The sequence below is a fragment of the Microtetraspora niveoalba genome (genome assembly GCF_001570405.1).
Classification (GTDB): domain Bacteria; phylum Actinomycetota; class Actinomycetes; order Streptosporangiales; family Streptosporangiaceae; genus Microtetraspora; species Microtetraspora niveoalba.
This window is the reverse complement of sequence record NZ_BBYM01000044.1, coordinates 1-18508: the sequence shown is the minus strand read 5'-3', so window position 1 is coordinate 18508 and position 18508 is coordinate 1. Positions and strand designations below refer to the sequence as shown.

The following is an 18508-nucleotide window of genomic DNA, read 5'->3' as shown; positions in this document are numbered from 1 at the left end:
CGGCGTACTCGACGGCCGCCCCGACCGCCGCCGCGCGGCGCGCCGGGCCCGCCTCGGAGGGCGGAGCGGCCAGCATCCCCAGCCCGCCCGCGGCCGCCGCCGCCGACCCCGCGAACATGAGCGGCAACTCCCGGTACGCCTCGTGCCAGACGGGTACGGCGGTGTCGGCGATGAGCGCCGCAGTGTAGGTGGCGACCGCGGCCCCGGCGAGCCCCGCTCCCACCGTCGCCGTACGGCCGAGCCGGGGCAGCCGCCCGGTGATCGCGGTGGCCGCCGCGACGCCGGCCTGCGGGCCATACCCGGCGAGGATCCACGAGCCCACGCTCATCGGCGAGGTGACCTTGAACACCCGCAGCATGTTGAGGAAGCGCTCCGGCCGCCCGAGGTCGTGGATCAGCGAGTACAGCGAGCCGCCGAGGGCGCACGCGGCCCCCACCTTGGCCGCCCTGGCCAGGTGCGGGCGGCCGGTCAGCTCGGCGGCGGCGGCCAGGATCGACGACGCGCCCGCGAGCCCGCCGAGGAACAGGTAGCCGGCGATGTCGTGGTCCTCCCACGTCGGCGGGTCGATGACCGGCCTCCCGTAGTAGGACCGGAACTCGGCCCGGGGGACCATGAGCCGCTCGCCGCGCCCGCGCTCCCTGGGGCGTCCTGCCGACCCGACCGGCGCCTCGCGCTCGGGCCGCAGCGCGGGGTCGGAGTCCATCCGCACGTCCGTCTGGCTGCCGTCGAGTTCCGTGCTCACACCCGCTCCTTCCAGGCCGCCACCGCGGCGACGCCGGCCAGCAGCGCCGTCGCCGCGACCGCGACGTGCCGCCACATGGACGGCAGATCCCTCGTCGTGACCACCGGGTCCGGCGGCAGGCCGTAGACCTCGGGCTCGTCGAGCAGCAGGAAGAACGCGCCCGTCCCGCCGACCCCGTCGCGCGGGTCGTGGCCGTACAGGCGGGCCGACCCGACCCCCGCCTCGCGTAGCTGCCCGAGCCTGCGGGAGGCCCGCTCGCGCAGCTCGTCCAGCTCGCCGAACTGGATCGAGTCGGTCGGGCAGCTCTTGGCGCAGGCGGGCTCCTGGCCGACCCCGAGCCGGTCGTAGCACAGCGTGCACTTCCAGATCCGGCCGTCGTTCTCGCGCTTGCCCAGCACGCCGTACGGGCAGGCCGGCACGCAGTAGCCGCAGCCGTTGCAGATGTCCTCCTGCACCACCACCGTGCCGAACTCGGTGCGGAACAGCGACCCGGTCGGGCACACGTCCAGGCAGGCGGCCTCGGTGCAGTGCTTGCAGACGTCGGAGGCCATCAGCCAGCGGAAGTCCATGTCGCGCGCGGTGCCGACCTGGCCGTCCGGCGGGCCCGGCGCGGGCATCCCCAGTGAGCGGGGTTCGCGCGCCCGCGCCTGCGCCGCCGTCTCCGCGGGGACGTCCATGGTCACCAGCCCGGCCTGCTGGCGGCCGAGGCGGCGCGGCTGCTCGACGAACGCGACGTGCCGCCACGTGTTCGCGCCGAGGCCGACCGTGTTGTCGTACGACATGCCGGTGAAGGCGAGGCCGTCGTCGGGGATCGCGTTCCACTCCTTGCAGGCCACCTCGCACGCCTTGCACCCGATGCACACGCTGGTGTCGGTGAAGAAGCCGACGCGCCTGGGGTGGTCGCCGTAACCGCCCGCGGTGGCGGGGTCCTCAAGCGGTCCGTGGGATCGGCGGCGCGCCCCGCCCGTGCCCAGCCCGCCCGTGCCCAGTTCGTCTGTGTCGTCCACGCGCCTAGACCTCCGTGCCGGTGCGCTCGGTGATGCCCGCCCGCCGCCGGTACGCGCGGACCAGTTCGGGAAGCGCCGGGCCCCGGGGGCGGCGGCCCGGCCTGATGTCGGCGGACAGCGCCTTGACCTCCTGGATGTGCGAGTTCGGATCCAGGATGATCGACGACAGCTCGTTCGCCGCGTCGCCGGCGCTGAGGCCGTTCGGCCCCCAGTGGAACGGCAGGCCGATCATGTGCACGACCCGGCCGTCCGCGCGCAGCGGGGCCATCCGCTGGGTGACGAGGACGCGCGCCTCGATGGCGTTGCGCGCGGTGATGATCGTCGCCCAGCCGCCGTGCTCCAGGCCGCGCTCGGCGGCGAGCTCGGGCGACACCTCGCAGAACATCTCCGGCTGCAGCTCCGCCAGGTACGGCGTGTTGCGGCTCATCCCGCCCGCCGTGAACTGCTCGGTCAGCCGGTACGTGGTGACCACGTACGGGTACACGCTCGCGCCGGGCTCGCCCGCGCTCGGGTGGTAGCGGTTGTGCTCGTGCGGATAGACCATGCGGGCGGGGTTGCGCTGCCTGCCGTACAGGGCGTTGGGCACCGGCGAGTCCTGCGGCTCGTAGTGGGTGGGCAGCGGGCCGTCGATCACCCCGGCGGGGGCGAACAGCCAGCCCTTGCCGTCCGCCTGCATGATGAACGGGTCGGTGCCGGCGAGCGCCTCGACGCCGATGGCGTCCTCCGGCGGGCGGTAGTCCGGCCGCTTGCCCGGCTCGAAGTCGGGCACGTCGTGGCCGGTCCACTTCCCGGCGTCCTCGTCCCACCAGACGAGCCGCTTGCGCTCGCTCCACGGCCGTCCGTCCGGGCGGGCCGAGGCGCGGTTGTACAGCAGCCGCCGGTTGGCGGGCCAGGCCCACGCCCACTCGGCGGCGATCCAGTCCTGCTCCTCGGCCGACCTGCGCCGGGCCGCCTGGTTCACCCCGTCGGCGTAGACACCGCAGTAGATCCAGCAGCCGCACGACGTGGAGCCGTCGTCCTTGAGCTCGGTGTAGCCGGACAGCGGCTCGCCGTCCGCGTTCCAGCCGTTGATCTCCGCGAGCACCGCCTCGGCGACGGGTTCGGCGATGCGTCCCTCGGTCGGGTAGTCCCAGGTGAGGTCGAGGATCGGGGCGTCCATGGGGTCGGCGGAGCCGGCGAGCTTCTCCCGGATGATGCGCCCGAGGTGGTACATGAACCACAGGTCGCTGCGGGCGTCCCCCGGCGGGCCGACGGCCTGGTGGTGCCACTGGACGAGCCGGTTGGTGTTGGTGAACGAGCCGTCCTTCTCGGTGTGCGCGGCGGCGGGGAAGAAGAACACCTCGGTGGCGACGTCCTCGGTGCGCAGCTCGCCGGTCTCCGTCTCCGGGCCGTCCTTCCACCAGGTCGCGCTCTCGATCAGGCGGAAGTCGCGCACCACCAGCCAGTCGAGGTTCGCCATCGCCAGGCGCTGCATCTTCGCGTTCGCGGAGCCGACCGCCGGGTTCTCGCCCAGCAGGAGGTATCCCTTGCAGGTGCCGTCGAGCTGGGCCATCACGGTGTCGTACGTGCTGTGGCTGCCGGTCAGGCGGGGCAGGTAGTCGAAGCGGAAGTCGTTGTCCGGCCGCGCCGAGGGCCCCCACCACGCCTTGAGCAGGCTGACGGTGTACGCGCGCATCTGCGCCCAGTAGCCCTTCTGCGGGGAGTCGGCCTGGACGAACTCGTCGAGCGTCTCGTGCTGGTGCGCGTGCGGCATCGGGATGTAGCCGGGCAGCAGGTTGAACAGGGTCGGGATGTCGCTCGACCCCTGGATGCTGGCGTGCCCGCGCAGCGCCTGGATGCCGCCGCCCGGACGGCCGATGTTGCCCAGCAGGAGCTGCAGGATGCTCGCGGCACGGATGAACTGGGAGCCGTCGCTGTGCTGGGTCCAGCCCACCGCGTACACGAACGACGCGGTGCGCTCCGGCCCCGAGTTCTCCGTCAGGTGGCGGCAGACCTCGGCGAACAGGTCGCGCGGGATGCCGCAGACCCGCTCGACCATCTCCGGGGTGTAGCGGGCGTAGTGGCGTTTGAGGATCTGCAGGACGCAGCGCGGGTGGCGCATCGTCTCGTCGCGCAGCGGCGTGCCCCGCATCGGCATCCCGGCGCCGCCGTGCATCTCCGAACGCCCGGCGGAGCGGACCGAGCTGCCGCCGCCGGTCCGCCTGTCGTACTCCTCGTCGCGCTCGCCGGCCGCCGCGACCACCGACATGCCCTCGTACTGCCAGGTCTCGACGTCGTAGTGCCGGGTCTCCGGGTTGAAGCCCGAGAAGAGCCCGTCGAGGTCCTCGGTGTCGCGGTAGTCCTCGCCGACGATCGTGGCGGCGTTGGTGTAGTGGGCCACGTACTCCCGGAAGTACAGCTCATTGGCGAGGACGTGGTTGATGATCGCGCCGAGGAAGGCCACGTCCGTTCCGGCGCGGATCGGCACGTGCAGGTCGGCGAGCGCGCTGGTCCGGGTGAAGCGCGGGTCGACGTGGATCACGACGGCGCCGCGCGCCTTCGCCTCCATCACCCACTGGAAGCCCACCGGGTGCGCCTCGGCGAAGTTGGAGCCCTCGATGATGACGCAGTCGGAGTGCTGCAGGTCCTGCATGAACGTGGTCGCGCCGCCCCGGCCGAAGGACGTGCCGAGGCCGACGACCGTCGAGCTGTGGCACACCCGGGCCTGGTTCTCGATCTGCACCACGCCCAGCGCGGTCAGCAGCTTTTTGATCAGGTAGTTCTCCTCGTTGTCGAGGGTGGCGCCGCCGAGCGCGGCGATGCCCATCGTGCGGGCGGTGCGCCTGCCGTCCGACTCCCACTCCCAGGTCCGCCGGCGGGTGGCGATGACGCGGTCGGCCACCATGTCCATCGCGGTGTCGAGGTCGATCTCCCGCCACTCGCGCGCGTACGGGGGCCGATGCAGGACCGTGTGCACGCGGCCGGAGCCGGTGGTGAGCTGGAGGGAGGCGGCGCCCTTCGGGCAGAGCCGGCCCCGGCTGACGGGGGAGTCCGGGTCGCCCTCGATCTGCACGACCTTCTCGTCGTCCACATAGACGTTCTGGGCGCAGCCGACCGCGCAGTACGGGCAGACCGACTTGACCACGCGGTCGGCGGTCGCCGTACGGGCGGTCAGCGAGGCGCTGCGGGCCGACTTCACCGCCGCCGCCCGCCCGGTGCGGTCCTCGCCGGTGAGCTGCCGCAGCACCGGCCACGAGCCGAGACGTTCCCAGAGGTCCACGGTCAGCTCCCCTCCTCCGCCGGCGGCCGCCCCGGCCGCTCGCCCGCCTGTTCCCCGGCGTGCTTCCGAGGTTGCTTCCGGGGTTGTTTCCGGGCCTGTTTCCGGGCGGCCGGGCCCGGGTGGTCACGCCGGGCCCGCTCGCGGATCCACTCGCGCACGTCGCCCCGGCCGGTCGGGTTGACCTCACGCGGGTTCACCAGGCGCTGGGTGCGCGAGGGCAGCACGCCGGGCCGTTCCCGCTGCGCGGCGGTGACGGTGTCACCGCCGTCCGCGGGGATGCCCGTCGCCACCAGGTACGCCTGACCGGCCGGGATGCCGAGGATCCCGGCGATCTCGTCGTAGCCGTGCCCCTGGGACAGCAGCGCGAGCACCTGCTCCTTGCTCGGCATCGCGGGTCAGCGGTGGACCCGCAGGCTCTGCACGGGGTGCGGGCCCTCGGTCTGGAGCCGGTACTCCTCGCCGGACTTGTGGCGGTTCTCGTCGATGACGACCTCCGACGGGGGCCGCTCGCCGCCCATGACCTTGTCCTGCATGCGCTGGAACCGCTCGTGCGCCTCCTGGACGTAGCCGGTGCCCAGCGTCGTGTAGTCGATCTGCGTTGCGAGCAGCTCGCGCACGTAGTCCTTGTTCGGCTCGAAGGTCACCGGCTTGGGCAGGCGGTCGCCCACCACCTGCTCGGGGTCGCGGCCGTCGTGCCTCTTGAACAGCTCCGCCGCCAGCCGCAGGTGCTCCAGCTCCATGTTGAGGTGCAGCTCCCAGACGGACCGCACCCTGCGGTCGGACTCGGTCTCCATGAACGAGTGGTAGAGGTAGCACTCGTTGTACTCGTGCAGGAGCAGCCGCTCCCACCAGGTCTCGCCGGGGTCCACCAGCGACTCGTAGTGGGTGACGTGCTCCTCCTCGATCATCCCGATCTCCTGGTAGAGCTGCCGGGCGATCGGCTCCATGTACATCGGACCGGTGTTCATGTAGAAGTTCATCGTCTGCTGCTCGGCGGACATGATCGTCAGCGCGTGCATCTTGGACAGGGGGGCCGCCGAGCTCTTGTTGTACGGCTCGCGCACGTTGTCCATGCCGTCCCGGTGGTGCAGGTAGGTCGGGCGGCCCGGCATCACCTCGGTCACCCGGTCGACGATCGTCTCCGCCTTGCGGTGCTCGATCATCTCGAACAGGTTCGCGTACCGGTAGAGGTGGTCGAAGTCCTCCAGCAGGCCGAACTGGTAGGCCTGCTTCAGATAGCCGTCGGGCTCCATCCTCGCCACCCAGGCGGTCAGGTCCACCGCGACCTGCTCATAGGCGATCGTCGTCTCCAGCACCGAGGCGACGCCCGGCAGCAGCCAGTTGACCGCCTTCTGCTGCTGCGCCTCGATGTAGCGCACCCGCGCGAGCTGCTGCCTGGTCTCCAGGTCGGGGCAGTGCCTGGACAGGTGGTGGCTGAACAGGATCGCCTCGATCTCGATGCCGTTCATCGCGATGACCCGGCACCGCGTGTACGGATCGGTGTGATCCGGGTCGATCGGCATGACGTTCAGCTCGCTCCAGTTGCGTACCTGCTGGTCGAGCGGGATGCCCCGCTCGCGCAATGGGTTGAAGGTCATCTGCCCTCGGCTCCTTCGCCCTCGGCTCGTGTCCGAGCTGCCCGGCACTGCCACGCACACCGGATCCCGATATCCCACGCGGCCGTCGGCGACCGCGATGCCGGGCGTACCCGGCGGGCTCTCCAGGGATTCCCCTCATCGCCTCCGTGAACGTTCTGCGCTTGGCAAGCCCTGGCGTGGCCTCCGGCGGGCCGGGGAAGACCCGACCCTGCCCGGAAGGAGGCACCATGACGGAGAAGCGGACCGCCCCCGAGTTGATGGACGAGACCGATGTCGTCGACCTGCTGCTGGCCCAGCACGCGATGATCAGGGACCTGTTCGACGAGGTGGAGCAGGCCCCGCCCGAGCGGCGCGGTGAGGCGTTCACCCGCCTGGTGCGGATGCTGGCCGTACACGAGACCGCCGAGGAGGAGGTGGTCCACCCGTACGCGCGGCGCAAGCTCGACGGCGGCGCGGGGGTCGTGGAGGACCGGCTGGTGGAGGAGAACCAGGCCAAGCAGCTCCTCATGGAGATGGACCAGGCCGGGTCCGACGGCCCCGAGTTCATGGAGAAGCTCGCTTTGTTGCGCGGCGCGGTGACCGCGCACGCGCGCAGCGAGGAACGCTACGAGTTCCCGCGGTTCCGCGCGCACACGACGGCCGCCGAGCGCCGGGTCCTCGCGGCCGCGGTCAAGGCCGCGGAGGCGATCGCGCCCACCCACCCTCACCCGGGCACCGAGTCGGCCACCAAGAACCTGCTGATCGGGACGCCGGTGGCGATGATGGACCGGGCCCGCGACGTCATCCGCCAGGCCATCGGCAAGCGGAGCTGACCGCCGGCCTGGCCGCGGTCGGCGTCGGGTCACCAGTGGGTGATGAGCGTCGTGTCCGGTTCGTGCTGCCGCCAGGCTTCGGTGAGGCGGGCGAGGCGCGTGGGGGCGCCGATGCCGCGCACGGTTGCGATCTTGCCGTCGGTGATGTCGAACGCCACGGCGCCGACGACCTGGTCGACGAGCACGAAGAGGAAGGCGGGGGCGCCGTTGACGAGCGCGTAGTGGATGGCGGGTGTGCCGCCGACACGTCGCCGTTTCGCGGGTGTGGGTTTGAAGCCGGCCCGTGCGACGGCGGCGATGCGCTGCGGAGTGTCGTACCGCAGTAGCGCCTCGGTCACGCCGGCGCCGTTGGAGTCGGAGATCGCGGTCGCGTCGTCGGTGAGCAGCGCCACCAGCCGTTCGGTACGGCCCGAGAAGGCGGCGGCGAGGAATTCCTCGACGATCCTGCGGGCGGATGCCGGGTCGACTTCGCCGCCGCCGCGGCGGCGCGCGGCGGTGACGCGGCGCCGGGCCCGGTGGAGGTGCTGCTGGCTCGCGGACTCGGTGATGTCGAGGATCTCGGCGATCTCGGCGTGGCTGTAGGAGAACGCTTCGCGCAGGAGGTAGACGGCCCGCTCGAAGGGTGACAGGCGCTCCATGAGAGTCAGCACGGCCAGGGAGACCGATTCGCGCTGCTCGAAAGTGTCGGCCGGGCCGAGCATCGGGTCGCCGTCGAGCAGCGGTTCGGGCAGCCAGGCGCCGACGGTGCGTTCGCGGCGGGTTTGTGCCGAGCGGAGCCGGTCGAGGCACAGGTTGGTGACGACCTTGGTCAGCCATGCTTCCGGCACCTTGATCCGCTGCCGGTCGGCGGCCTGCCAGTGCAGGAACGCATCCTGCACGGCGTCTTCGGCGTCGGCGGCGGAGCCCAGCAGCCGGTACGCCAGCGAGGCCAGCCGGTTCCGGCTGGCCTCGAACCGACCGGTGTCGAAGCGATCAGTGGCGGTGCTGTCCACGCGGGCCACCCTAGGCGCCTACGCGACCGCCTTCTCGGCGGACGCATCCGGCGCGGCGGCCACGCGGCGGCGCTTGCGCTTGGGCAGGCCGAAGGTCGGGTGCGAGATGCTCCACAGCGACATCTTGAGGATGCCCGCCTTGACTCGCGCGGCCTTCCGGCCGCCCACATACTTCGGCTTCGCCTGCGCTTCGTCGTCGACCATCTGCAGGATCCCGTCCCGCCGCCCGAGGCTGATGTGGTTGCCCGGGTAGAGCAGCTTGGTGTTCGCGATCTTGCGGCCGGTCAGGCGTCCCACGATCGCGTCCGTGGCCTGCAGCCCGGTGAAGCCGGCCGAAGCGCAGGACATCGGCAGCGGCCGGCCGTTGTCGCCGATGGCGTAGGCGCTGTCGCCGACGGCGTAGACGTTCGGGTGCGAGACCGACCGCATGGTGCGATCGACGACGATCCGGCCGTTCTCGGTGACCTCCAGCCCGCCTGCGGCGGCGATGGGGCTGACCGCGAACCCGGCCGTCCACACGGTCGCGTCGGAGGCCAGGGCGGTGCCGTCGGCGCACAGCACCCGCGTCGCTTCGACGGCTTCGACGCTGGTGTGCTCCAGGACGGTGATGCCCAGCCGGTCGCAGGCCTGGCGCAGGTGGCCGCGGGCTCCGGCGGAGAGCCGGGCGCCCAGCTCGCCGCGGGCGATCAGCACCACCGACAGGCGGGGCCGGGACTCGGCGAGCTCGGTGGCGGTCTCGATGCCGGTCAACCCGTCGCCGACGACCAGCACACTCCCGGCTTCGCCCCGCCTGTCCAGGCTGTCCAGGCGCTCGCGCAGGCGCAGCGCCGAGGGCCGACCGGCGATGTCGAAGGCGTGCTCGGCCGCGCCGGGCACGCCGCAGTCGTCTCCGTGGCTGCCGAGCGCGTAGAAGAGCGTGTCGTAGCCGAGCTCGCCGCCGCCGTCGGCGTCCGCCACGGCGACGACCTGGCGCTCGGGGTCGACGGCGGTGACACGGGCCAGGCGCAGCCGTATCCCCGTGCCCGCGAAGACGTCGGCGAGCTTCCGAGCCTCGATCTCCTGGCCGGCCGCGAGCTGGTGCAGCCGCAGCCGCTCGACGAAGTCCGGCTCAGCGTTGACCACGGTGATCTCGGTGTCCGCCGGGGACAGCCGGCGGGCCAGGTTCCCGGCCACGTAGGCCCCGGCATAGCCGGCGCCGAGGACGACGATGCGGTGCTTCATGTGTTGCTCCTGTCGGTTCGCTTGCTCCCGTGAGTTGAGCGGAACGGCGCCCCGATTGCTGACAGGAACTGCGTGTGGCATGGGTCACAGAACGGCAGGAGCGACGCCCGGCGATGTGCGAGCGCATCCGTCACCCGGCCGGTAGAGGGCACTGACCCACCTGTAGTAGTGATCTGTCTCACACTCTGTCACAGCTCTCGATCAGGCGGTGTCTTGAAGCCGAACCTCTGGAAATGAAGGGCATACCGTGGTCAAGAGCATCAAAGTGGTCGTGATCGGCGGCGGATACGCCGGTGTCCTGGCGGCCAATCGGCTGACTCAGCGCGATGACGTGTCGGTGACGCTCATCAACGCGCGGCCGAGCTTCGTCGAGCGGATCCGCCTGCACCAACTCGTGGGCGGGTCCGACGACGCGATCGTCGGCTACCAGGACGTCCTGGCCCCCGGCGTCCGGCTGGTGGTCGACACCGCGACCCGGATCGACGCGGCCGAACGCAGCGTGCTGGTGGCGACCGGCGGCACGATCGGCTACGACTACCTGATCTACGCGGTGGGCAGCGGCAGCGCCGACCCGAGCGTGCCCGGAGCGACCGAGTTCGCCTACCCGATCGCCGCCCTGGAAGAGGCGCAGCGGCTGCGGCCGGTCCTCGACGCCGCTCCCGCCACAGCCGCGGTGACGGTGGTCGGGGCCGGCCCGACCGGCATCGAGACCGCGGCCGAGCTGGCGGAGCTGGGCCGCACCGTGACCCTGGTGTGCGGCCGGGTGCTCGGCCCGTACCTGCACCCGCGGGGCCGGCGCTCGGTCGCCAGGCGGCTGGCCACGCTCGGTGTGACCGTGCTCGAAGGCCCCGAGGCGAAGGTGACCGCGGTCACCCGCGATGCGGTGCACCTCGGCGACGGCCGCCGACTGCCGAGCCCGGTGACCATCTGGACCGCCGGGTTCGGCGTGCCGGACCTGGCCGCGCGCAGCGGATTGAGCGTCGATGCCGTGGGCCGCCTGCTCACCGACGAAACCTTGACCAGCGTGGACGACGTGCGCATCGTCGCGGCGGGGGATGCGGCGGCGCCGTCGGATCTGCCCTTGCGGATGAGCTGCCAGTCCGCCACGAGAATCGGGGCGCATGCCGCCGACACGGTGCTTCGCCGCATCGCGGGCGAGCAGCCCGCACCCCTCAACCTGGGCTTCTTCGGCCAGTGCATCAGCTTGGGGCGTCGCGCCGGCATCTTCCAGTTCGCCCACCGGGACGACACCGCCAACAGGTTCTACGTGGCCGGCCGCCCGGGCGCCAAGCTCAAGGAGTTCGTGTGCCAGAGCACCGTCAAGCATCTGGCCGACGAGGCCCGCAAGCCCGGCTCACTCACCTGGGTCAAGGACGACAAGCGCCTGGCGCTGCTGCAGACCAGACGCCGCGAGGCGCCGGCCGAGGCTGACCCGGCTGTTCAGCCGGGCATGCGTGGACAGTCCGGTCGGCCGTGAGCAGATCCGGACCGCATGAGCCGGGCCGTCTTCCGACCGGACAGCTCGGCTGCCTGCTGCCGATCGCATCGAACAGCGGGCCGGATCGAACGGCTGCCGGCGAACGAGGAACGTGTCGTGGATGCATGCTTGAAGCCCATCGGCGGCCAGGGCCGGGCTGTAGGGGAGAAGGGCCGGGATTTGCGCGACCACACCGCCGGCGCGGCGACCGAAGCCTTCGTCGCCCACCGCAACCTGCTGTTCACCGTCGCCTACGAGATGCTCGGCTCGGCCGCCGACGCGGAGGACGTCCTGCAGGAGACCTGGCTGCGGTGGGTCAAGGTCGACCTGGAGCAGGTGCACGACCAGCGCGCCTACCTGGTCCGCATCACCACCCGCCAATCGCTCAACCGGCTGCGCAGCATGAAGCGCCGCAAGGAGGCCTACATCGGCCCCTGGCTGCCCGAACCACTGCTGACCGCGCCGGACGTGGCCGCCGACGTCGAGCTCGCCGAGAGCATGTCCATGGCGCTCATGCTCGTGCTGGAGACGCTGTCGCCGACCGAGCGTGCCGTGTTCGTGCTGCGCGAGGTCTTCGACCTCGGCTACGACGAGGTCGCGGCCGCCGTCGGAAAGAGCCCCGCGGCCGTCCGCCAGATCGCCCATCGCGCCCGCCGGCACGTCAAAGCCCGCCGCCCCCGCACGAGAATCTCCCCCCGCCAGACCCGGGCGGCTCTGGAAGCGTTCCATCATGCGATCGAAACCAGAAACCCGCAGAAACTGCTGAACGTGCTCGCCCCCGAGGTGGTCCTCATCAGCGACGGCGGCGGCCTCAAGCAGGCCGCGCTACGGCCGGTCACCGGCTGCGAGAAGGTGGCCCGCATGTTCCTCGGTGGTCTCGGCAAGGTCGAAGGAACACTCACCGGTGAGCCCACCGTGGTCAACGGCAATCCGGCACTCCTCGTCCGCCTGGACGGCGAGATCGACGGCGTCCTGGCGGTCCGGGTGGAGGACGACCGCATCACCGGCCTCTACTACGTACGCAACCCCGACAAGCTGACCTACCTCACCTCCCAGACCCCGCTCACCCTGCGCTGAAAGCCGGCGGCACAGGCGCGCTGGACGGCGACCCGCTCACCGCCCCCATCGCCGTGCGCGGCTTCCGCCGCCACCTGAAGAACGGCCGCCGCGCCCCCGACACCATCGACGCGTACCTGTCGGCCGTGGACGTGAGCCCGGGTGAGCCGCCCCCGGTACCGGCCGGCGGGGCCACCGCCGGTACGGTCCGGGGGCGGCGGCCCCGCTCAGCGGGGCGTACTCAGCGGCGCGGCGGGCCGGCCGGCTCCCAGCCGCGCCGGGCGGGCCGGGTGCCGCGCTCACCGCCGAGGTCGCGGCTGCGGTACACGACGTACGGCCGGGTCAGGTAGCCGATCGGCGCGGTGAGCATGTGCACCAGCCGGGTGAAGGGCCAGACCGCGAACAGCGCGAGGGCGCTCAGGGCGTGCAACTGGAACAGCAGCGGCGCCCCGGCCATCAGCGATATCTCGGGCTGGAAGGCGAAGACCGAGCGGAACCACGGCGAGATGGTCGTGCGGTAGTCGTAGCCGCCGCCGAGGACGTTGGCCACGACCGTGGCCGACAGGCCGAGCACCAGCGTCAGGGCGAGCATCGCGTACATGAGCTTGTCGTTTCGGGTGGTCGCGATGAAGACCGGGCCGACCGTACGGCGGCGGTAGATGAGGATCGCGAGGCCGGCCAGGGTGCACACGCCCGCGACCGTGCCGAGCACCACGGCCACCACGTGGTACATCTCCTCCGACACTCCGGCCGCCTCGGTCCAGCTCTTGGGCACCACCAGGCCCCCGACGTGCCCGAGCAGCACCATCAGCACGCCGAAGTGGAACAGCGGGCTCCCGACGCGCAGCAGCCGCGACTCGTAGAGCTGCGAGGAGCGGGTGGTCCAGCCGAACTTGTCGTACCGGTAACGCCAGACGTGGCCGAGCACGAAGACGGTGAGGGCCAGGTACGGGGCGATCCCCCAGAGGATCAGGTCCAGTGCGTTCAACGGGGGTCTCCAGTGAGGGCGAAGGGTTCGAGGCCGACCTCTTCGGCGGGTGGTCCTTGGGCGGCCAGGCGGAGTGCGGTGGCGCGTTCGCGGGGGCCGGGTGGGGGGAGGGTGGCCAGGACGGCGGCGACGACGTGGGCGTAGGGGGAGTGTTCGGCGGTGAGGGCTTGGTGCAGGACGTGGATGCCGGCGTGGTGTTCGCGGAGCAGGCGGATGGCGTGGTCGGTGGCGCCGCGTCCGGAGAGTTCGCAGACGGCGGCGAGGTGGTCGGGGAGTTCGCCGTCGGGTGGCTGGTATCCGGCGGCGCGGTAGGCGTGGTTGAAGCGCAGGAGGGCCATGCCGCGGCGGCGGGTGTCGCCGTAGGTGTAGTAGGTGAGGTAGGGGCAGCAGCGGCGTTTGAGGTCGAAGACGGCGACGTAGTGGGCGGCCAGGTCGGGCAGGGGGGTGGTGTCGAGGTGGGCGAGGAACGCGGTCAGGTGCCGGCTCGCCTCGCCGGGTTCGAGCGTGGCCACGGCGTCGGCGAGGACCGGGCGGGCGTCCGTCAGGCGCTCGTCGGGGTAGCCGAGCAGGATCGAGGCCACCATGTGGACGGTGCGCACGGCCCGGTCCGAGGTGCGCGCGGGGGCGGTTCCTGTGCCGGAGTGGCGCGTCATGACTCCTTCTTCCTGTTCGGGAACAGCCCGTCGGGCAGTCCCTTTCCGTCCCAGTTGAGGAGGTTCACCCGGCCCGCCCTCTCCTCGGGATCCACGAGCGCACCGCTCTCCTGGCGTTCCTTCAGCGCGTGGAAGGTCTCGACGGCGACCGGGCGCGGACGGCCGGACGCCTCCCCGAACGGGCCGCTCATCCCCGGGCCGCCCTCGTAGTCGAGGCTGCATCCGGTGGCGAGCTCCTCCAGCCTGGCCCCCTGCTCGGCGTGGGCCTTGGGGATCACGTAGCGCTCGTCGTACGCGGCGATGGCGAGCAGCCGGTGCATCTCCTCGATCTTCTCGCCCGTCATGCCGACGGCCGTGGCGATCGACTCCTTGCGGGGCCGGCCCAGGTTGATCCGGCGCATGTAGGAGCGCATCGCGGCCAGGCGGCGTAGCACCGCGCGTACGGGTTCGGGGTCACCGGCGGTGAAGAGTTCGGCGAGGTACTCCACGGGGATGCGCAGGGCGTCGATGGCGCCGAACAGGTTCCCGGCCTCCTCGCCGTCGTGGCCGGTGTTCGCCAGCGCGTCCACGACCGGGGACAGCGGCGGGATGTACCAGACCATGGGCAGGGTGCGGAACTCCGGGTGCAGTGGCAGCGCCACCCCGAAGTCGAAGATCAGCTTGTGGATCGGGGAGCGGCGGGCCGCCTCCAGCCAGTCCTCGGGGATGCCGTCCCTGCGCGCTGCGGCGACGACGTCGGGGTCGTTGGGGTCGAGCAGGACGTTCTTGTGCGCCTCGAACAGGTCCTTCTCGTCCGGGACGGTCGCCGCCTCGGTGACCCGGTCGGCGTCGTACAGCAGCACTCCGAGATAGCGCAGCCGCCCGACGCAGGTCTCCGAGCACACCGTCGGCAGGCCGACCTCGACGCGCGGATAGCAGAAGGTGCACTTCTCGGCTTTCCCGGTCTTGTGGTTGAAGTAGACCTTCTTGTACGGGCAGCCGGTGACGCACATCCGCCAGCCGCGGCACCGGTCCTGGTCCACCAGCACGATGCCGTCCTCCGAACGCTTGTACATCGCGCCGGACGGGCAGGAGGCCACGCACGACGGGTTCAGGCAGTGCTCGCAGATGCGCGGCAGATAGAACATGAACGCCCGCTCGAAGTCCAGCGTGACCTGCTCCGACATCCGCTTCAGGATCGGGTCGGAGGGGGCCAGCTCCGGCCCGCCGGCCAGGTTGTCGTCCCAGTTCGCACTCCACGTGATCTTCGTGGGCTCACCGCTGATGAGCGACCGGGGGCGGGCGACGGGGGTGCTGTCCTGGACCGGCGCGGAGAAGAGCCGGTCGTAGTCGTACGTCCAGGGCTCGTAGTAGTCCTGGATCGACGGCATGACGGGGTTGGCGAAGATGGTGAGCAGCTTGCGCAGCCGCCCACCCGCCTTCAGCCGGAGGCGGCCGCGCCGGTCCAGCTCCCAGCCGCCCTGCCACTTCTCCTGGTCCTGGTACGTGCGGGGGTAGCCCTGGCCGGGGCGGGTCTCGACGTTGTTGAACCAGACGTACTCGGTGCCGGCCCGGTTGGTCCACGTCTGCTTGCAGGTGACCGAGCAGGTGTGGCAGCCGATGCATTTGTCGAGGTTCATCACCATGGCGAGTTGGGCCATGACGCGGGTCATCGGTCGTTCACCGTCTCTCGTGCTCCGTGTCCGTCGGGGTAGGGCTCGTGGTGGGATCTCGCGGGCATCAGTAGTCGACCTCCTGGGCCCGGCGGCGGATCACCGTGACCTCGTCCCGCTGGTTGCCGGTTGGGCCGAGGTAGTTGAAGGCGAACGAGAGCTGGGCGTAGCCGCCGATCAGATGGGTCGGCTTGACCAGCAGCCGGGTCAGCGAGTTGTGGATGCCGCCGCGCTTGCCGGTGGTCTCGCTCTTCGGCACGTCCACGACGCGCTCCTGAGCGTGGTACATGTACACGGTTCCGCTGGGCATCCGGTGGGAGACGACGGCGCGGGCGACGACGACGCCGTTGCGGTTGACCGCCTCCACCCAGTCGTTGTCGGCGATGCCGGCCTTCGCGGCGTCCCGGGGGCTCATCCAGATGGTCGGCCCGCCGCGTGACAGCGTCAGCATGAGCAGGTTGTCCTGATATTCGGAGTGGATCGACCACTTCGAGTGCGGGGTCAGATAGCGCACCACGACGCCGTCGGCCACCGACTCGGGCTCGCCGAACATAGCCGTCATGTTCAGCGGCGGACGGTAGACGGGCAGCGCCTCGCCCGCCTCCTGCATCCAGTCGTGGTCGAGGAAGAAGTGCTGGCGCCCGGTGAGGGTGTGCCACGGTTTACGGTGCTCGACGTTCGTGGTGAACGCGGAGTACCGCCGTCCGCCGGTCTCGCTGCCCGACCACTCCGGCGACGTGATGACGGGCACGGGGCGGGCCTGGGTGTCGGCGAAGGTGATCCGCCGGTGTTCGTCGGCCAGCCCGTCGAACGCCGTGCCGGTACGGCGGGCCAGCGTGGCGAAGCCCTGGGCCGCCAGGTGGCCGTTCGTGGTCCCGGACAGCGCGAGGATCGTCTCGCACATGGCGACATCGGTCGCCAGCGACGGGCGCCCGGCCGCGACCCCCGACCTGACCGTGCCGTTCTCCCGCCGGAGCCGGTCGATCTCGCCGGTCAGATCGAAGGTGAGGCCCTTCGTCGTGGCGCCGAGGCGGTCGAGGAGGGGGCCGAGTGCGGCCATCTTGTCGGCGATCGCGCCGTAGTCCCGTTCGACTGTGATGATCTTGGGGAAGGTGCGGCCGGGGACGGGGGTCTCGCCGGTTTCGCGCCAGTCGCGCACGCGGCCGTGCGGGGTGGCGAGTTCGTCGGGGGTGTCGTGGGTGAGCGGCGCGGCGACGATGTCGCGGCGCACGCCCAGGTGTTTCGCGGCCAGGGTGCTGAAGGCGCGGGCGATGGCGTGGAAGGCGGCGAAGTCGGTTCTGGTCTGCCAGGGCGGGTCGATCGCGGGGGTGAACGCGTGGACGAAGGGGTGCATGTCGGTAGAGGACAGGTCGCACTTCTCGTACCAGGTCGCGGCGGGCAGTACGATGTCGCTGAACAGCGTGGTCGAGGTCATGCGGAAGTCCAGCGACAACAGCAGGTCGAGCTTGCCGCGCGGTCCCCCGCCCTCGCCGGTCTCGTTTTCGGAGGAGTCACGCCAGACCACGTCGCGCGGGCGGCGTCCAGGCTCCGCCTCGGTGGCCCGCAGCGAGGAGTCCGCCCCGAGCAGATGCTTGAGGAAGTACTCGTTGCCCTTCGCCGACGACCCGAGCAGGTTGGCCCGCCACACCGTCAGCACACGCGGCCAGTTCTCCGGCGCGTCGGGATCCTCGCAGGCGAAGCCGAGCCGTCCCGACCGCACCTCGTCCACGATGTACGGCCCGGCCTCCTGGCCGGACGCCTCCGCCTCGTCGGCCAGGTCGAGCGGGTTGCGGTTGAACGTCGGATACGACGGCATCCAGCCCAGCCGCGCCGACTGCGCGAGCAGATCCGCCGTCGCCTTCCCGGCGAACGTGCCGGTCCCCAGCGGGGAGGCGACCACATCCGTGGTGTACGTGTCGTAGCGCCACTGGTCGGTGTGCAGGTACCAGTACGCGGTGCCGATCATCTGGCGCGGCGGCCGTGACCAGTCGAGCGCGTTGGCGAGCTGGGCCCAGCCGGTGACCGGCCGGCACTTCTCCTGTCCGACATAGTGCGCCCAGCCGCCGCCGTTGACGCCCTGGCAGCCGGTGATCGTGAGGAGGGCCAGGAAGGTGCGGTACATCGTGTCCGAGTGGAACCAGTGGTTGGTGCCCGCCCCCATGATGATCATGGAGCGGCCCTGCGACTCCTCGGCGTTGGCGGCGAACTCGCGGGCGATCCTTGCCGCCTTCTCGGCCGGCACCGACGTGATCTTCTCCTGCCACGCCGGGGTGTACGGGGTGGCCGGGTCGTCGTAACCGGTCGGCCACTGGCCGGGCAGCCCCGGCCGGGCCACGCCGTACTGCGCCAGCAGCAGATCGAAGACCGTGGTCACCAGGTGGCCGCCCACCCGCCGCACCGGGACACCTCTGCGCAGGACGCCGGCGGCGGGCTGGTCGAAGCGCGGCAGGGCGACGACCGCGGAGTCGGCGTCACCCGTGTCGTGGAGGGTGAGGGCGGGGTCGATGTCGCCGAGGTCGAGGTTCCAGCGGCCCTCGCCCTCCTGCGCGTACCGGAAGCCGAGTGAACCGCCCGGGATCGCGGGCTCGCCGGTGCGCCCGTCCAGGAGGACGGTCTTGAACGCGGCCTCGGGCCCGTCTTCGCCCAGGTCGGCGGCGGTGAGGAACTTGTCCGGCACGAGGTCGCCGTCGTGTTCGCGGAGCCGGACCAGGAACGGCAGGTCGGTGAAACTCTTCACATACCCGGTGAAGTACGGCGTCTGGCGGCGGACGAAGTGTTCGGTGAGGATGACGTGGCCCATCGCCATCGCCAGCGCGCCGTCGGTGCCCGGGTGCGGGGCCAGCCACTCGTCGGCGAACTTGGCCGCGTCGCTGTAGTCCGGGGACAGCACGACCACCTTCTGGCCGCGGTAGCGCGCCTCGGCCATGTAATGCGCGTCCGGCGTACGCGTCACCGGGACGTTCGACCCCCACAACATCAGGTAGGCCGCGTCCCACCAATCGGCCGACTCCGGCACGTCCGTCTGATCCCCGAACACCTGCGGCGAGGCCA

At 71.4% G+C, this 18508-nt stretch carries 14 protein-coding genes; 3 read left to right on the top strand and 11 right to left on the bottom strand.

What is annotated here, in order from left to right; translation table 11 throughout:
• The 5 genes from nrfD to AWQ70_RS32885 form a co-directional block, all read right to left on the bottom strand.
• On the bottom strand, positions 1-703 hold a 703-nt coding region (gene nrfD / locus AWQ70_RS32905; protein WP_245647264.1), incomplete at its 3' end, for an NrfD/PsrC family molybdoenzyme membrane anchor subunit.
• A gap of 35 nt (positions 704-738) precedes the next feature.
• Positions 739-1605: a 4Fe-4S dicluster domain-containing protein gene (locus tag AWQ70_RS32900; protein WP_245647263.1), complete on the bottom strand. Its 867-nt coding sequence runs from the start codon at positions 1603-1605 to the stop codon at positions 739-741.
• Between the two features lie 148 nt (positions 1606-1753).
• Complete coding sequence (gene fdh, locus AWQ70_RS32895) at positions 1754-5008, bottom strand: formate dehydrogenase (RefSeq protein WP_067185167.1); 3255 nt, start codon at positions 5006-5008, stop codon at positions 1754-1756.
• Positions 5009-5010: 2 nt separating this feature from the next.
• Positions 5011-5397 (bottom strand): hypothetical protein, encoded by a 387-nt coding sequence (locus AWQ70_RS32890; protein ID WP_067185164.1) that lies wholly within the window; start codon positions 5395-5397, stop codon positions 5011-5013.
• Positions 5398-5403: 6 nt separating this feature from the next.
• Positions 5404-6606 carry an SAM domain-containing protein gene (locus AWQ70_RS32885; RefSeq protein ID WP_067185160.1) on the bottom strand — a complete coding sequence of 401 codons (1203 nt, stop codon included), beginning with the start codon at positions 6604-6606 and terminating at the stop codon, positions 5404-5406.
• A gap of 227 nt (positions 6607-6833) precedes the next feature.
• On the opposite strand from AWQ70_RS32885, the gene AWQ70_RS32880 reads away from it, so the two are divergent.
• Positions 6834-7418: a hemerythrin domain-containing protein gene (locus AWQ70_RS32880; protein WP_067185158.1), complete on the top strand. Its 585-nt coding sequence runs from the start codon at positions 6834-6836 to the stop codon at positions 7416-7418.
• A 29-nt stretch (positions 7419-7447) separates the two neighbouring features.
• Here the strand turns inward: AWQ70_RS32880 and AWQ70_RS32875 are convergent, their stop codons facing one another.
• Positions 7448-8410, bottom strand: a complete 963-nt coding sequence (locus AWQ70_RS32875) for a sigma-70 family RNA polymerase sigma factor (RefSeq protein WP_174552446.1) — start codon at positions 8408-8410, stop codon at positions 7448-7450.
• 18 nt (positions 8411-8428) lie between these two features.
• Positions 8429-9631 (bottom strand): NAD(P)/FAD-dependent oxidoreductase, encoded by a 1203-nt coding sequence (locus AWQ70_RS32870; RefSeq protein ID WP_067185151.1) that lies wholly within the window; start codon positions 9629-9631, stop codon positions 8429-8431.
• Between the two features lie 247 nt (positions 9632-9878).
• Between AWQ70_RS32870 and AWQ70_RS32865 the strand changes: the two genes are divergently transcribed.
• Positions 9879-11108 carry an NAD(P)/FAD-dependent oxidoreductase gene (locus AWQ70_RS32865; RefSeq protein ID WP_067185147.1) on the top strand — a complete coding sequence of 410 codons (1230 nt, stop codon included), beginning with the start codon at positions 9879-9881 and terminating at the stop codon, positions 11106-11108.
• Positions 11109-11288: 180 nt separating this feature from the next.
• Positions 11289-12185: an RNA polymerase sigma-70 factor gene (locus AWQ70_RS32860; RefSeq protein ID WP_067185144.1), complete on the top strand. Its 897-nt coding sequence runs from the start codon at positions 11289-11291 to the stop codon at positions 12183-12185.
• 220 nt (positions 12186-12405) lie between these two features.
• On the opposite strand, the gene narI is transcribed toward AWQ70_RS32860, so the two are convergent.
• The 4 genes from narI to AWQ70_RS32840 all read right to left on the bottom strand — a co-directional run.
• Positions 12406-13152: a respiratory nitrate reductase subunit gamma gene (gene narI, locus AWQ70_RS32855; protein ID WP_067185141.1), complete on the bottom strand. Its 747-nt coding sequence runs from the start codon at positions 13150-13152 to the stop codon at positions 12406-12408.
• Positions 13149-13805 (bottom strand): nitrate reductase molybdenum cofactor assembly chaperone, encoded by a 657-nt coding sequence (gene narJ, locus AWQ70_RS32850; protein ID WP_084518069.1) that lies wholly within the window; start codon positions 13803-13805, stop codon positions 13149-13151. The genes narI and narJ overlap by 4 nt, the downstream gene beginning before the upstream one ends.
• Positions 13802-15457, bottom strand: a complete 1656-nt coding sequence (narH, locus tag AWQ70_RS32845; protein ID WP_067185138.1) for a nitrate reductase subunit beta — start codon at positions 15455-15457, stop codon at positions 13802-13804. Before narH ends, narJ begins: the two co-directional genes overlap by 4 nt.
• A 67-nt stretch (positions 15458-15524) precedes the next feature.
• On the bottom strand, positions 15525-18508 hold a 2984-nt coding region (locus AWQ70_RS32840; protein ID WP_067185135.1), incomplete at its 5' end, for a nitrate reductase subunit alpha.

What these genes read in the sequence shown, in the direction of transcription:
- AWQ70_RS32890 (WP_067185164.1), bottom strand. Translation starts at nt 5,397, where the DNA reads ATGCCGAGCAAGGAGCAGGTGCTCGCGCTGCTGTCCCAGGGGCACGGC.
- AWQ70_RS32885 (WP_067185160.1), bottom strand. Translation starts at nt 6,606, where the DNA reads ATGACCTTCAACCCATTGCGCGAGCGGGGCATCCCGCTCGACCAGCAG.
- AWQ70_RS32880 (WP_067185158.1), top strand. Translation starts at nt 6,834, where the DNA reads ATGACGGAGAAGCGGACCGCCCCCGAGTTGATGGACGAGACCGATGTC.
- AWQ70_RS32870 (WP_067185151.1), bottom strand. Translation starts at nt 9,631, where the DNA reads ATGAAGCACCGCATCGTCGTCCTCGGCGCCGGCTATGCCGGGGCCTAC.
- narJ (WP_084518069.1), bottom strand. Translation starts at nt 13,805, where the DNA reads ATGACGCGCCACTCCGGCACAGGAACCGCCCCCGCGCGCACCTCGGAC.
- narH (WP_067185138.1), bottom strand. Translation starts at nt 15,457, where the DNA reads ATGACCCGCGTCATGGCCCAACTCGCCATGGTGATGAACCTCGACAAA.